Here is a 13769-nt window from a genome sequence, read left to right on the forward strand (position 1 = left end):
AAGGGGCAAAAACGGCTTTAGACAAAATTTAGCATGAGGTTATTTTAAAAGGATTTCCCTGCTGTTTTTACCAATGCTTCTTTTACCGGTAAAAAGTTGGTTTATGATATGATTTTACCTTTTAAAATTTCTTCAATTCGCGGATCCGGAATTAACGGGGTAAGTGCAATCAGTTTAATTTTATCAAAATCAGGATGGATGGCGTTGATTACATAATTGTTGCAAGTACTTAACACGGCGGAAGGCACAATTAATACCAGGGTTTCTAAATTATCGTACCATTTATTTGCTAAAGGTTGGGTTTTTGAGTAATCGTTTGGCTTGTTCCAGCCTGATCCCAATTCTTTGTCCTCAAGCTTTTTAACAGCAAGGTAATCCGGTATTTCAATATGGGCAATTTTAAAATCATTATTAAAACCTACGCCCTGCCTTCTGATCATGCTTTCCATAAAAGCTAACGGAATGGAATCACTGCCGTACAAAACTTTCTTGCCCGCGCTGTTCCACCTGCCTTCAATGCCAGGGGCATACAACGGATCTCCGTATTTTTTGTGCAATAGCCGAAAAGACAGCACAAGCTAAACCGGGTAACCGTACCCTGAGCGGTCAAGTTCTTGTGCAACTAAATCTACTCCTCCGGGCGTAATCAGCCAGTCTACCGGCTTTTCTTCCGTATTCCAAAAAGGCTTGTTTAGCCAGTAGTTAAATTCATCAACTGTACCAAAAAGCTCAATTCCTTTGTTATACAAGGCAATTAATTTTAGCAAATGTTCTCCCTGTACAGGCTCAAGCCTCTTTTTAACCTGCTGGTTATTGCTCATTGTTCTGGATGAAACGTGCAGCAGGTTTGCAAGTAGTTTATTAGGGATTTTAATAGCTGCCGCAAACGAGTAAAAAACAGTTAAGTCAACGCCTTGTTTAGCGTGCCTGAATATCTCTACGTCATTTGTAATTGCTTGTTTTTCCAAATCAATTGCATGCAACAAATTATAATAAGGCAAGTTATCCGTTTCCATACTTCATCAAATTTAACAAAATGACCGATATTAAAAAAACGAAATGTTGATCAATAAAATCTAATTTTAATCGAAGTAGTTATGCTTCTTTTATCGGCTAAAAATTAGGTTTTATGATTAAAGGTTGAGCATCGCCCTAAATCCTATCTTTGCAAAATTCTATCATTACAAAAAATGGAAATTGCCGAAGGTTTATTATTTGCGCTGCTTTGGGCTTCTGCAACAGTGGCCACCAAATTTGCCTTTCATTCCTGCGATTTGTTTTTGCTCACGTTCATCCGGTTTATTACGGTAAGCGTGCTGTTGCTGAGTTATACTTACCTCATTAAAAACAAAACAAGCCGTTTCCCTACCAAAGCCGAATTTAAAAAGCTGTTTATTTTGGGGATTTTAAATGTAACCGTTTATATGTCAGGTTATTTAATCGCCATCAAATACGTTTCTGCCGGATTGATCAGTTTGATAACGGCCGTAAACCCTTTATTGCTGATCCTTTTTTCGGCAATCATTTACAAACGCAAATTAACGCCTTTTGAAATCACGGGGATTGTACTTGCCGTTTCGGGTTTGGTATTGGCTGCTGTGCCGAACTTGTACCACAGCCATGCTACTTTGCAAGGTATTTTGGCACTGGTTGCCGGTATCGCAGCGCTTTCTACCGGCAGTATTTATTACGCCAATTCTGGTCTCACTCTAAAAAAGATGGAAGTGAACACCTGGCAAATTACCATCGGCGGCCTGCTGTTTTTACCGGTGGTTTTATGGAATGGCTCAAACAACTTTTTAATCCCTGACCTGCGTTTCTTCCTCGGCATCACGTGGTTAATCGTTCCGGTTTCTATTATTGCTTACGCGATGTGGCTGCAATTAGTACAAAAAGATTCGGTAAAGGCTGGACTATGGCTTTTTTTAACGCCCGCTTTGGGTTATTTGATGGCCGTTATTGTCCTCCACGAAAAAATAACGGTTTACGGCGTTGCCGGAAGTTTGCTGGAGGTAAGCGGTTTGCTGTATTCGCGGAGAAAAAAAGTTGCAGTTGCCGTGCAAACGGTAGAATGACTATACTTCTTTTACCGGCATAAAATTGGTGAATTAGGCTTCAAACGGTGGAATAACAATGCTTCTTTTACCGGCATAAAATTGGCGGATTAAAACTTCAAACGTTAGAATGACTATACTTCTTTTACCGGCATAAAATTGGCCGATCAAAACATCAAACGTTAGAATGACGATGCTTCTTTTACCGGCATAAATTTGGTGAATTAAAACTTCAACGGTAGAATAACGATGCTTCTTTTACCTGCATAAAATTGGTGAATTAAAACTTCAATTTTCCCTTCAACATCTCCGCAACTTTGGCCACGCCAACCGTCGCTTTTTCTTCCACTTTAATCAAATTTTTAACCGAAGAAATTGAAGGGATCTTCGGGTCAACAATATATTTCGGCGTTTCGTCCGGCACATAATCCAGCAAACCCGCCGCCGGATAAACCGCCAGCGAAGTGCCAACCAGCATAAAAAAATCCGCTTCCGTACAAATCATCGCCGCTTTTTCAATCATCGGCACCGCTTCGCCAAACCAAACCACATGCGCCCGCAACTGCGAACCCAGCTCGCAAACTTCGCCCATTTTTATTTCCCAGCCTTGGATCGGATAAGTTAAATTCGGGTTTTTGCTCGATTGCGAACGCGTGATCACGCCATGCAAATGCACCACGTTGGTAGAACCCGCCCGCTCGTGCAGATCGTCAATATTTTGCGTAATAACCGTTACGTCGAAATCTTTTTCCAGCGCAGCCAAAGCAAAATGGGCGGCGTTTGGTTGCGCGTCCAACACATTTTTTCGGCGTTCGTTGTAAAATTGCTGCACCAGTTCCGGGTTTTTACGCCAGGCTTCCGGCGTGGCCACATCCTCAATGTTGTAACCTTCCCAAAGCCCATCGCTGTCCCTGAACGTTTTCAAACCGCTTTCGGCACTGATGCCTGCACCTGTTAAAACCACTAATTTTTGCATGGTAAAAGAAGTATTTGAGAAGTCCGAAAGTCAGAAAAAGTCGGGAAGTCCGAAAGTAAGAACCTTAAATTCTACAACTTTTCCCTCTTTTTCAAAACACTCCGGCTATTTATTTTAAAACTTTTCTTTTTTAGTATTCTAAGTTTCTGTCTTTCAGCTTGCGTTGTCTTTCGAACTTTCTGTCTTCCAACTTTCGGACTTCCGGTCTTTCTAACTTCCCGACTTCTTCATTTTGGGTGTGCCCCTGCGGGTCGGGCTATCCGCTGCAAGCCCTGCCCCGATTTTCATCGGGGTGCTATCCCTCACGCGGCAAAGCGCCTACCTTTCTATTTCACATAGACGTTGCATTAATTAATTGTAGAGACGTTGCATGCAACGTCTCTACGCAACGCGTTTGTATTCAACACCGGAAACTTCCGCTTCGCCAATTCAAACCCACCAAACAAAATAAAGCCATAAACAAAGTTGCCCAACAGCAAACTCCGCTCAAACGGAATGGCGGCAAACAGCGACTGGAAATAACCAACAAAGCTTTTATCATACAAAGTCCCGTACAGCCAGGGGTCAATATCCGTCAGCAGCCAATGCACCAAAACCGAAGCCAGCGAAGCTAAAGCTACGTTTGCCACATTGATTTTTGGGATCAAAGTGCCAATGTAAACCATCAAAGCAAAGCTCACATAAATCCAAACCGAGCCGACATAAAACCACGCAAAATGATGGAAATACAAATAGTTGATCAGCAAATCGCTCAAAAACAACGTGAGCAAAGGCACCAGGTAAGCTTTCTTTTTATCGGTAAAATAAGCGCCGCCAAACAAAGAAACCGCGCCAACCGGCGTAAAATTGGCCCAAAAGTTTTGGTTGTCCAAATGGATAAAGCGTGCCGCAGCAGCCAGCAAGATCATCAAAACAAGAACACTGTTGCGGATATTAATTTTTTCTAAAGACATGGTAAATGCTTCTTTTATCGTGCAAAAATATTGATTCTTAACGGAAGTTGAAACTAACACCCGCCGTGAAATTTGCGCCCATCGTATTGTAACCGTAAATTTCCTGATAACGTTTGTCCAAAATGTTATTGGCGTTTACAAAAACTTTTATCCTGCCATTGATGCCGTATTGCGCATAAGCATCCAGCAATTGGTAAGCCGGCAAAACCACATTTGTTGGATAACTGTAATCGCCACGCTGGCCATAACTTCTAAAATTTGCACTTACATAAAGCTTGCTTGTCGCCTGTATGCCAGCCTGCAAACCAAAAGATTGTTTCGGGCGGCGCAGCAAACCATAAGTATCTACACCATTTCTAATTGCCGTTCCATCAACAAAACTGTAAAAACCGGTCAGGGTTAAAGCTTTGTATTTGTAAGATGGTTCCACTTCCAAACCCTGGTCGTTCTCTTTGTCAAAATTCTCATAACCTTTGGCTAAATAAACAATCGCATCCGTCAGTTTTCTACGGAAAGCGGCAACGCGCAAATTAAAAGTATTATCCAGCAAAGCCGTGCTGAAACCAGCTTCATAATTAGTGGATTTTTGAGGTTTTAAGTTCGGATTAGCGCCATATGGGCCAAACAATTCTGTTAGCAAAGGCGCTTTAAAAGCACTGGAAATGGTTCCGAACAAGATCAGTTTATCGCCAACCAAGTTGATGGACGGTGTAAAATCATACGTAAAATTATGGCCGTAAGTGTTGTGTTCGTTAAACCTTACTCCACCTTCCAGATTAATCAAATCAGCAATTTTATTAACCGCAAGCGAAGAATAAACGCCGAGCAAGTTAGCATTCGGCGTAACATTGGCAGAGCCAATTTGCTTAATTTGAGTATGGCGGTTATCCACACCGAATAAAAATTTGATATTCTCCGTAAAATCGTGGTTGTAATACAAATCAACCAAGTGCAAACGGCCAATGTTGGACGACGGATAGCTGGATTCGTAATAAGCCGTGTTGTTGGTATAACCGTAATTTAAGTTGAAGCGGTTTTTTGTATCGGGCTGATATTGAGAGGTTAAACCCGTGTTGTAATAACGGTTTAGACTTTGATTATTCGCATCGGCAAAGCTGCCGTTATCGTATTTGTACGAACCGGAAGTGAAACGGAAAAACGGACTAACCCTCAAACCGCGTGCAGCTTCCACAGAAAAATTAGCGTTCAAAGCGGATTGGTTGTAGCCGTCTTTATCAAACGTGCCGGTGTTGTTTTTATCTGTTGCTTCGCTGATGCCGTCGGTCTGGTCGTGCGTGTAACTTACATTGTACGAAAACTTATCCAGCGATCCGTTAAAACCCACCGTCTGCTTTTGCGCGCCGTAACTGCCGCCGGTCAAGTTCCCGTAAACGCCAATGCCTTCCGGGCCGCCTTTTTTGGTGATGATGTTGATGACACCGGCCACCGCATCCGAACCGTACAACGTGGATTGCCCGCCTTTGATAATTTCAATCCGTTCGATCTGATCAATCGGGAACAAACGAATGTCAAAAGTGCCGCCGCTGGAAGAAGGGTCGCCAACCAAAACGCCATCAATCAGCGTAACGGCAAAACCACTTGCCGCACCGCGGATAAAAATGCTTTTGTTTAATCCCGGGTTGCTGCTTGCGCCGCTTACGATGATTCCGGCCTGCTCGTTAAGCAATTGCGCTACCGTTTTGCCCTGGCTGCGTTCGATCTGGTCCTGCGTGATCACCGTAATCACCTTGCCGGTTTGCAATTGTTTTTGGTCGGTTTTGGTAGCCGAAACGACCACATCTTTAAGAACGCGGGTAGAATCCTGCGCGAAAATCGGCGTACCCTGAAATACGGTTTGTGCAAGCACTACGCCTGCCGCAATTTGGTAAAAGTTTTTTTTCAATTGTTTTGTTGTGAAGATGGAACCATCCCACAGCAAACAGAAAAATTAGCACACAAAATGAAAATACACCCGTAAAAAGAGCATTCACATTCCAGCTTCAATCCCCGAAAGCTATGAATTTATTTGCGATGGGCAGGTCTTCTGGCTTGCTCCCTTTTGCTTCGCCTTCCCGTTTTGGTTACCCAAAACAGTGGCATAAAAACAGCATCAGTTGATAGAGCTTACAGCTGCGGGACAGCTCCGGTTTTGCACCGGATTCCCTTTTAATCCCGGTTGTTAAGGCCGGAAACCAATTGCGGGGGCAAAAGTAGGATTTGGTTTGGGATTTGGAAACAGGAAATTTGAAAAAGCTGCATTTTCAATTTATCCGGAAAATCTGCCAATACCTGCTATTTTCATGGCAGCATTATCAAATTTCCTGCTAAACCAAAAAAAATTTATGCCGATAAAAGAAGCATTCATAAAAATCAGCAACTTTGTATAAAACTGCGAGGATAAATTATGTTAAACAACTTAGAACCGGCGGCCGGCAGGTTGCTTATTGCAGAACCTTTTATGTTGGACCCGGGCTTTAAAAGGTCGGTGGTTTTGCTGACCGAATGCAACGGGCAGGGCGTGGTCGGTTTTGTTTTGAACCATACTTCGGGCTTGTTCATAAACGATGCGATTACTGATTTTCCGGAAACCGAAACGGAGCTTTTCAGCGGCGGCCCATGCAACAGCGAACGGTTGCATTTTTTGCACCGTTGCCCGGATAAAATACCAGACGGCTTGCCTGTTGGTAACGGCATTTATTGGGGCGGGGATTTTGAAGCGGTAAAAACGATGTTTCAATTAAATTTGATTTCTAAAAGCGAGATCAAGTTTTTCTTGGGTTATTCGGGTTGGGAAGCAAACCAGCTTGATGAAGAATTGGAGCGCAATAGTTGGATCGTGTCGGACAGGTTTAACAACGATTTGATTTTTAACGGCGAAGAGGAGAATTTGTGGAAACAAGCCGTGAAAAACTTGGGCGAACGTTATGCGCACATTGTTAATTTCCCGACCAATCCGCAATTGAATTAGGCGGATGCTTCTTTTATCGCTTTGTCATTTCGACCCGAAGGGAGAAATCTTCTTCATAGCTGCGAATCCGTTATGTTCGAAGAAGATTTCTTCCTGCGGTCGAAATGACAGCGCGCTTTCGGACTTTACTGACTTTCAGACTTTCCCGACTTCCACCAATGCTTCTTTTACCACCTAAAAATCACAAGGAAAACCATCTGCCTTCATTTCTGCGGCCGCTTCTTCAACTTTTTGCGCCAAGTTGTTTTTGTATTGAATGAGGTTTTGAACCAGCGTTTCATCACCAACCGATAAAATCTGTGCGGCCAAAATCCCGGCGTTTTTGGCGGCATTTAAAGCAACCGTTGCCACCGGAATGCCATTCGGCATTTGCAAAATAGACAAAACAGAATCCCAGCCATCAATCGAATTACTGGATTTGATTGGCACACCGATCACCGGCAAATGCGTTAACGAAGCAACCATACCAGGCAAATGCGCCGCGCCTCCGGCTCCGGCAATAATCACTTTTAAACCACGCCCGGCAGCAGCTTTGGCATAATCAAACAAACGATCAGGCGTGCGATGGGCAGAAACAACGGTAATTTCATAAGCAACACCTAATTCTTTTAAAACATCGGCAGCATCCTGCATAATAGGAAGATCTGATTTGCTGCCCATGATGATGGCGATTTTAGTTTTTTGGTTCATGGTTGATAGATAATAGTTAATAGCTCATAGTTGATAGCTCATAGCTAAAGTTTGATAGAACAGAGGATTAGTAAAAACTTAAAACAGTGCGAAATTCGTGCAGCTCCTATGAACTATCAACCATCAACCACAAAACTTCCTCCTCAACTCACCACTTTCAACGTCCTCTGCACATACCTTGCTTTTTCAATCGCTTTTTCCCGATCCGCATCTACAACGGTAACATGGCCCATTTTGCGCATCGGTTTGGTTAACGCTTTGCCGTACAAATGCACGTACACGCCGTGCAGTTTTACCACATCTTCCAGGCATTTGTAAACGGCTGGCCCTTCGTGTCCGGCTTCGCCTAAAATATTGACCATCACGGCGTGGTGCAAACCGGAAGTATCGCCCAAAGGCAAACCAAAGATAGCACGCAAATGCTGCTCAAACTGCGAAACAACATTGCCTTCTATCGTTTGGTGTCCGCTGTTGTGCGGACGCGGAGCCAGTTCGTTCACCAAAATGTTGCCGTGCTTGTCCAAAAACATTTCCACCGCCAGCAAACCAACGATGTTTAGTTTTTCGGCAATATCAATGGCAATTTGTTGTGCCTTTTGCTGGATTTCAAAACTTAAAAGCGAAGGCGAGATCAGAAATTCGACCAAATTTGCATCCGGGTTAAATTCCATTTCCACCATCGGAAAAGCTTTTACCTCGCCCTGAATATTTCGGGCAACTATCACCGCGATTTCCTTTTCAAAATCAATCAATTCTTCAATCAAACTGGGTTCTGTAAAAGCGTTGGCCAGGTACGTTTCGTCCAAAATCTTGTACACGCCGCGGCCGTCGTAACCATCTTTCCGCAGTTTTTGGATGTAGGGGAAATGAAAATGGCTTTCTTTAAATTCTTCCGGCGAAGAAATAATTTTGAAATGTGCAGTCGGGATTTCGTTCTCCTTAAAAAACTGTTTTTGCAAACCTTTGTCCTGAATCAGGCGAATAATGCGCGATTGCGGATAAACCAACACGCCTTCTTTTTCCAACTGTGCCAGCGCATCTACGTTTACTTTTTCAATTTCAATGGTCAGTAAATCTGTTTTTTTGCCAAAGTTGTAAACCGTATCGTAATCGCTTAAAGAACCCACCACAAACTCGTCGCAAAGTTTTTTGCAAGGCGCGTTCCGGTCAGGGTCCAGCACTTTTACCGTTACATTGTAATTGATGGCCTGCTGGATCAACATGCGGCCTAACTGTCCGCCGCCCAAAATCCCCAGCTTTAAATCTCCGTAAAATGCTTTCATGTAAGGGTACAAGTTTAACGCAAACTTACCAATTTGCTTGAACCGAATACTGTTTTTATCGGCACATTTTTGTTGTGAAACTGTATATTCGCTTCCTTATCAAAGTAAGCTGTCATGAAAACAAAAATAGCAGTTGCCAAAGGCGACGGAATTGGCCCGGAGATTATGGATGCCGTTTTGGGCATTTTTAAAGCCAACGATGTGCCGTTGGATTACGAATTTGTGGAAATGGGCAAATCGTATTTTGATGCAGGCCATTCTACCGGGATGACGGCTTTGGCAAAAGAAACCATCGAAAACCTGGGCATTTTGTTTAAAGGCCCGATGGAAACGCCAAAAGGAAAAGGTGTAAAAAGCATTAACGTAACTGCCCGTAAAGTTTGGAACACATACGCCAACCAGCGGGATTTCAGGACTTTAAACGGTGTGGACACGGTTTTTTCCAGGGCGGGCATCCAGATCAATTTAACCATCGTCCGCGAAAATATTGAAGATACTTACGGCGGCATCGAACACATGCTGACCAATGATGTTGCCGTTGGCCGCCGTTTGATTTCGCGTACCGGCTCGGCGCAAGTGATCAAATATGCTTTTGAAATGGCCAAAAGAAAAGGCAACACTAAAATTGCCTGCGGCCACAAAGCCAACATTATGAAGCTGACCGACGGTATTTTTTTAGATACTTTTTATGAGATCGCGAAAGATTACCCGCACATTTATGCAACCGATATTATTGTAGATGATCTGTGCATGAAATTAGTGAGCAAGCCCGAAACTTTTGAAGTGGTGGTTTTGCCGAATCTGCAAGGCGATATCGTATCCGACCTTTGTGCCGGTTTGGTTGGCGGCCTGGGTTTTGCGCCGTCGGCAAACATCGGCGATTTTATTTCGATTTTTGAAGCCGTACACGGTACGGCACCGGATATTGCCGGCCGTAACATTGCCAACCCAACGGCTTTGTTGTTATCGGGCGTGGCCATGCTGCGATTTATGGGTTTGACGCAAAACGCGGCAACGATAGAAAACGCTTTGCTTTATACGTTGGAGCAAGGCGTGCACACCGGCGATTTTGGCGATAAAACCATCCCGGCCAGCAACACCACACAGTTTGCGGAGGCGATTATTGCCAACCTCGGCCAAACGCCGGTAAAAGGCGTGGCTACTTCCAAAGCAAATTTTGTAAAATCAACACTTGTTGCGGAAAAGCCAACGCAAAACATCATCCGCGAAACGGAGCCTGGCATCAGCGAAGAAATAATGGGTGCAGATATTTTTGTGGAAACGATGCTTCAGCCCAAAGCATTGGCAGAACTGGCACAAAGCAAACTGGACGAAAAGTTTAAATTGGTGATGGTCTCCAATCGCGGTACGCAAACCTGGCCAACCGGTTCTGTTTTTACCGAATTGACCAACCAATCACGTTTGCGCTGCGAGAAAAACGACGGGCAGGAGCTTTCGGCCAAAGATATTTTCGACCTGGCTTCCCGTGTTTCCGAAGTAATCAACGTTTGTTCAATAGAATTTTTGAAAAAGTTTGGCGGCAAACTGGGCTACTCGCTGGCACAGGGGCAATAATTTTTACACTGATTTTTATGCGGTAAAAGAAGCATCCGGTTGCAATTGGCCGGATGCTTCTTTGTTTTAAAATTGTTTTTTGGATTGCCTGGGCCGATGCTTCTTTTATCGGTGTTTTTTTGGTGTCATCCCGACGATAGGAGGGATCTTCCTCGAAGCGAAATTTATAGTGATAAAAGAAGCATCGCTTTGAAGAAGATTTCTCCCTTTGGTCGAAATAACAGCGAATGCTTCTTTTATCACCCTAAAATTTGCCGAATATTTTTAAATTAGCAACAGTAAACCAACCGGGCCGAACAAATAATTTTCATTTACGTTAAGGAGGCCGGCAACCCGATTTTGATTTAAAACAGCATCGCCTTGAAGAAAATCTTACCACTTTCAAACACCTGGGCTTCCAGCTTGCTTACCTTAATTGCGTTGGGTTTTATCGTTGTAGAAGGCAAGCTCATCCTTTGCCCGCTGGTTTTTTCGATGCTTTTCTCGCTGCTGCTGCTGCCAGTTGGCCAGTATTTTGAACTGAGGTTTAAAATGCACCGAAGCGCGGCCTCTATGCTTGCCATTTTAATAATGCTGACCGTTGTTGCCCTGGTGATGTACCTGCTGGGTTCGCAAATTGCAGACCTGCTGGACGATTGGCCACAGATCAAAGCACAGTTAACAAGTTCGTTTTATAAACTTTTAAATTGGATCAAAGATAATTTCAATGTAACCGCCAAGCGGCAAATGAATATTGTGGACAGCGCAACGGGCAATATTTCTGCCGGCGGAAGCACCACAACTGCCATCGGGATAACTGTGCTAACGGCTTCGTCCATTGTTTTTTTCTGGGTTTTTGCCATTATTGATACTTTTTTCCTGCTGATTTACCGCCGGTTGTTGCTCCAGTTTCTGATTTATGTTTTCAAGAAAGAAAATGCCATTGCTGTTTTTGAAGTGGTAGAACGCATCAAATATATCATCACCAAATATATTACCGGTTTATTGCTGGAGATGATGGTAGTTTCGACCGTAATCTGTACCGTTTTTTTGATTGGCGGCGTAAAATATGCGCTGCTGCTTGGTTTGATAACCGGGATTTTCAACATCATTCCTTACGTTGGCATTGCCACGGCTTTGCTGCTTAGCACCATCATTACCATCAGCACGGCAGCGCCAACGGCCACTATTATCCTCGTAATCTCAACCATTGTGGTGATCCATTTAATTGACAGCAATATTTTGCTGCCGATGATTGTTGGTTCGCAAGTGCGGATTAACGCTTTGATCACCATTTTAGGCGTTGTTTTAGGCGAAATGTTGTGGGGAATTCCGGGCATGTTTTTATCCATTCCGGTGATTGCGGTTTTGAAAATTATTTTCGACCGGGTAGATAGTTTACAACCCTGGGGACTGTTATTGGGCGATGAAATTATGCCGGAAGATAAAGTGGAAACCCGGGTTTTTGTGGAGGAAGGAGACATCGTGGTCAGCGCAGAAACTGATTCATTGGACGGCTAAGTTTTTGTAAAAATGGAGCATGCTTCTTTTACCGGTGTTTTTTATGTGGCTTGTTTTGTCGTCCCGGCGCTTGCTGTCATCCCGAACCGTAGGGAAGGACCTTCTTCAAAGCGGTATTCTTTTGGTTGAAATAAGATTTTTCCCTTCGGGTCAAAATGACAAAGCACATGCTTTCGGTCTTCCCGACTTTCGGACTTCTTCCCTTCCCAATTTTCCAACTTCTTCTGTATCTTCGCGGATGCAAGAAAAAATTATTATTCTCGACTTTGGTTCGCAGTTTACCCAACTCATTGCGCGCCGTGTCAGGGAATTGAGCATTTACTGCGAAATCCATCCTTTTAACCATTTGCCCCAATTTGATGCCTCGGTAAAAGGAATAATCCTATCCGGAAGCCCGTATTCTGTGCGCCAGACCGATGCGCCGCACTTTGATTTTATTCCTTTTCATGGTAATTTGCCTGTTTTGGGCGTTTGTTATGGTGCACAGTTTCTGGCGCATCACTCCGGCGGCGAAGTTTTGGCTTCAAGCACACGCGAATATGGCCGTGCGCATTTGCAATATATCAATACAGAGAATCCGCTGCTGAAACAAATCCCCGCCAACTCCCAAGTTTGGATGTCGCACGGCGATACCATTGCTTCTATTGCCGATGATTTTGAAATTATCGCTAGCACCGATTCGGTTAAAGTTGCCGCTTATCAAATCAAAGGAACGCAAACTTACGGCATCCAGTTTCATCCCGAAGTAACGCACAGCATTGACGGTAAGCAATTGCTCCAAAATTTTTTGGTTGATATTTGCGGATGTAAACAAGATTGGACAGCTGATTCTTTTGTGGAAACAACCATCACTTCCCTGAAAGAAAAATTAGGCGATGACCAGGTTGTTCTTGGGCTATCCGGCGGCGTGGATTCTTCGGTTGCGGCTGTGTTGCTGCACCATGCCATCGGCAAAAACCTGCATTGTATTTTTGTGGACAATGGTTTGCTGCGGAAAAACGAGTTTCAATCTGTTTTGGATTCGTACCAGCACATGGGCTTAAACGTAAAAGGCGTGGATGCCAAGCAGCGTTTTTACGACGCGTTGCAAGGATTGTCCGACCCGGAGAAAAAACGAAAAGCAATCGGCCGGGTTTTTATCGAGGTTTTTGATGACGAAGCGCACCGCATCGAAAACGTAAAATGGCTGGGGCAGGGAACGATTTACCCGGATGTGATTGAATCGGTATCGGTGAAAGGGCCGTCGGCAACCATCAAATCGCACCACAATGTTGGCGGCTTGCCCGATTTTATGAAGCTAAAAGTAGTGGAACCTTTAAATACGTTGTTTAAAGATGAAGTGCGCAAAGTAGGAAAAGCGCTGGAAATTGATCCGAATATTTTAGGCCGGCATCCTTTTCCCGGTCCGGGTTTAGCTATCCGTATTTTAGGTGAAATAACGCCCGAAAAAGTAGCGATTTTGCAGGAAGCCGATGCCATTTACATCAACAATTTGCGTGCTGCCGGTGTTTACGATCAAGTTTGGCAGGCAGGTGCGATCTTTTTACCGGTGCAATCGGTTGGCGTGATGGGCGATGAACGTACTTACGAAAACGTGATTTGCCTGCGCGCCGTGGAATCTTTGGATGGCATGACGGCCGACTGGTGCCATTTGCCATACAACCTGCTTGGAAAAATATCTAACGAAATCATCAATAATGTTAAAGGAATCAACCGCGTTGTGTACGACATTAGCTCGAAACCACCGGCCACCATCGAGTGGGAATAAAT

General features: G+C 44.0%; 12 protein-coding genes and 1 riboswitch. Of the genes, 5 read left to right on the plus strand and 7 right to left on the minus strand.

The window, feature by feature from the left end:
• Nucleotides 1–101: 101 nt before the first annotated feature.
• Both V5804_RS06260 and V5804_RS06265 read right to left on the minus strand, forming a co-directional pair.
• Complete coding sequence (locus V5804_RS06260; RefSeq protein ID WP_369590521.1) at nt 102–557, minus strand: RES family NAD+ phosphorylase; 456 nt, start codon at nt 555–557, stop codon at nt 102–104.
• Nucleotides 558–578: 21 nt separating this feature from the next.
• Nucleotides 579–1016: an antitoxin Xre-like helix-turn-helix domain-containing protein gene (locus tag V5804_RS06265; RefSeq protein ID WP_369590522.1), complete on the minus strand. Its 438-nt coding sequence runs from the start codon at nt 1014–1016 to the stop codon at nt 579–581.
• Nucleotides 1017–1190: 174 nt separating this feature from the next.
• On the opposite strand from V5804_RS06265, the gene V5804_RS06270 reads away from it, so the two are divergent.
• On the plus strand, nt 1191–2075 hold the full coding sequence (locus tag V5804_RS06270) for a DMT family transporter (protein WP_369590523.1): 885 nt from the start codon (nt 1191–1193) through the stop codon (nt 2073–2075).
• Nucleotides 2076–2334: 259 nt separating this feature from the next.
• Here V5804_RS06270 and V5804_RS06275 read toward each other — a convergent pair whose 3' ends face one another.
• The 3 genes from V5804_RS06275 to V5804_RS06285 form a co-directional block, all read right to left on the minus strand.
• Nucleotides 2335–3030, minus strand: coding sequence for an NAD-dependent deacetylase (locus V5804_RS06275; RefSeq protein ID WP_369590524.1), 696 nt, complete (start codon nt 3028–3030; stop codon nt 2335–2337).
• 347 nt (nt 3031–3377) lie between these two features.
• The gene (locus tag V5804_RS06280) at nt 3378–3983 is read right to left on the minus strand and encodes a DUF6580 family putative transport protein (protein WP_369590525.1); all 606 of its coding nucleotides are present in this window, start codon (nt 3981–3983) and stop codon (nt 3378–3380) included.
• Nucleotides 3984–4020: 37 nt separating this feature from the next.
• On the minus strand, nt 4021–5886 hold the full coding sequence (locus V5804_RS06285; RefSeq protein WP_369590526.1) for a TonB-dependent receptor plug domain-containing protein: 1866 nt from the start codon (nt 5884–5886) through the stop codon (nt 4021–4023).
• A 113-nt stretch (nt 5887–5999) separates the two neighbouring features.
• Nucleotides 6000–6195: riboswitch (cobalamin riboswitch) on the minus strand.
• A gap of 192 nt (nt 6196–6387) precedes the next feature.
• On the opposite strand from V5804_RS06285, the gene V5804_RS06290 reads away from it, so the two are divergent.
• Nucleotides 6388–6951, plus strand: a complete 564-nt coding sequence (locus V5804_RS06290; protein ID WP_369590527.1) for a YqgE/AlgH family protein — start codon at nt 6388–6390, stop codon at nt 6949–6951.
• Nucleotides 6952–7125: 174 nt separating this feature from the next.
• On the opposite strand, the gene purE is transcribed toward V5804_RS06290, so the two are convergent.
• Entirely contained in the window at nt 7126–7641 is a 516-nt protein-coding gene (gene purE / locus V5804_RS06295) for a 5-(carboxyamino)imidazole ribonucleotide mutase (protein WP_369590528.1), read from the minus strand.
• A 143-nt stretch (nt 7642–7784) separates the two neighbouring features.
• Nucleotides 7785–8924 carry a 5-(carboxyamino)imidazole ribonucleotide synthase gene (locus tag V5804_RS06300; protein ID WP_369590529.1) on the minus strand — a complete coding sequence of 380 codons (1140 nt, stop codon included), beginning with the start codon at nt 8922–8924 and terminating at the stop codon, nt 7785–7787.
• Between the two features lie 114 nt (nt 8925–9038).
• On the opposite strand from V5804_RS06300, the gene V5804_RS06305 reads away from it, so the two are divergent.
• From V5804_RS06305 to guaA, 3 genes are all read left to right on the plus strand, one after another.
• Nucleotides 9039–10499 carry an isocitrate/isopropylmalate family dehydrogenase gene (locus tag V5804_RS06305; protein WP_369590530.1) on the plus strand — a complete coding sequence of 487 codons (1461 nt, stop codon included), beginning with the start codon at nt 9039–9041 and terminating at the stop codon, nt 10497–10499.
• A 360-nt stretch (nt 10500–10859) separates the two neighbouring features.
• On the plus strand, nt 10860–11999 hold the full coding sequence (locus V5804_RS06310; protein ID WP_369590531.1) for an AI-2E family transporter: 1140 nt from the start codon (nt 10860–10862) through the stop codon (nt 11997–11999).
• Between the two features lie 238 nt (nt 12000–12237).
• Nucleotides 12238–13767, plus strand: a complete 1530-nt coding sequence (guaA, locus tag V5804_RS06315) for a glutamine-hydrolyzing GMP synthase (RefSeq protein WP_369590551.1) — start codon at nt 12238–12240, stop codon at nt 13765–13767.
• Nucleotides 13768–13769: the final 2 nt, after the last annotated feature.

The sequence above is a fragment of the Mucilaginibacter sp. genome (genome assembly GCF_041088075.1).
In the GTDB taxonomy this organism is placed as follows: Bacteria; Bacteroidota; Bacteroidia; order Sphingobacteriales; family Sphingobacteriaceae; genus Mucilaginibacter_A.

Excerpts from the sequence above, each read along its gene's own strand:
- V5804_RS06300 (WP_369590529.1), bottom strand. The coding sequence starts at position 8,924 with ATGAAAGCATTTTACGGAGATTTAAAGCTGGGGATTTTGGGCGGCGGA.
- V5804_RS06270 (WP_369590523.1), top strand. The coding sequence starts at position 1,191 with ATGGAAATTGCCGAAGGTTTATTATTTGCGCTGCTTTGGGCTTCTGCA.
- V5804_RS06275 (WP_369590524.1), bottom strand. The coding sequence starts at position 3,030 with ATGCAAAAATTAGTGGTTTTAACAGGTGCAGGCATCAGTGCCGAAAGC.
- V5804_RS06280 (WP_369590525.1), bottom strand. The coding sequence starts at position 3,983 with ATGTCTTTAGAAAAAATTAATATCCGCAACAGTGTTCTTGTTTTGATG.
- V5804_RS06265 (WP_369590522.1), bottom strand. The coding sequence starts at position 1,016 with ATGGAAACGGATAACTTGCCTTATTATAATTTGTTGCATGCAATTGAT.
- purE (WP_369590528.1), bottom strand. The coding sequence starts at position 7,641 with ATGAACCAAAAAACTAAAATCGCCATCATCATGGGCAGCAAATCAGAT.
- V5804_RS06305 (WP_369590530.1), top strand. The coding sequence starts at position 9,039 with ATGAAAACAAAAATAGCAGTTGCCAAAGGCGACGGAATTGGCCCGGAG.
- V5804_RS06290 (WP_369590527.1), top strand. The coding sequence starts at position 6,388 with ATGTTAAACAACTTAGAACCGGCGGCCGGCAGGTTGCTTATTGCAGAA.
- guaA (WP_369590551.1), top strand. The coding sequence starts at position 12,238 with ATGCAAGAAAAAATTATTATTCTCGACTTTGGTTCGCAGTTTACCCAA.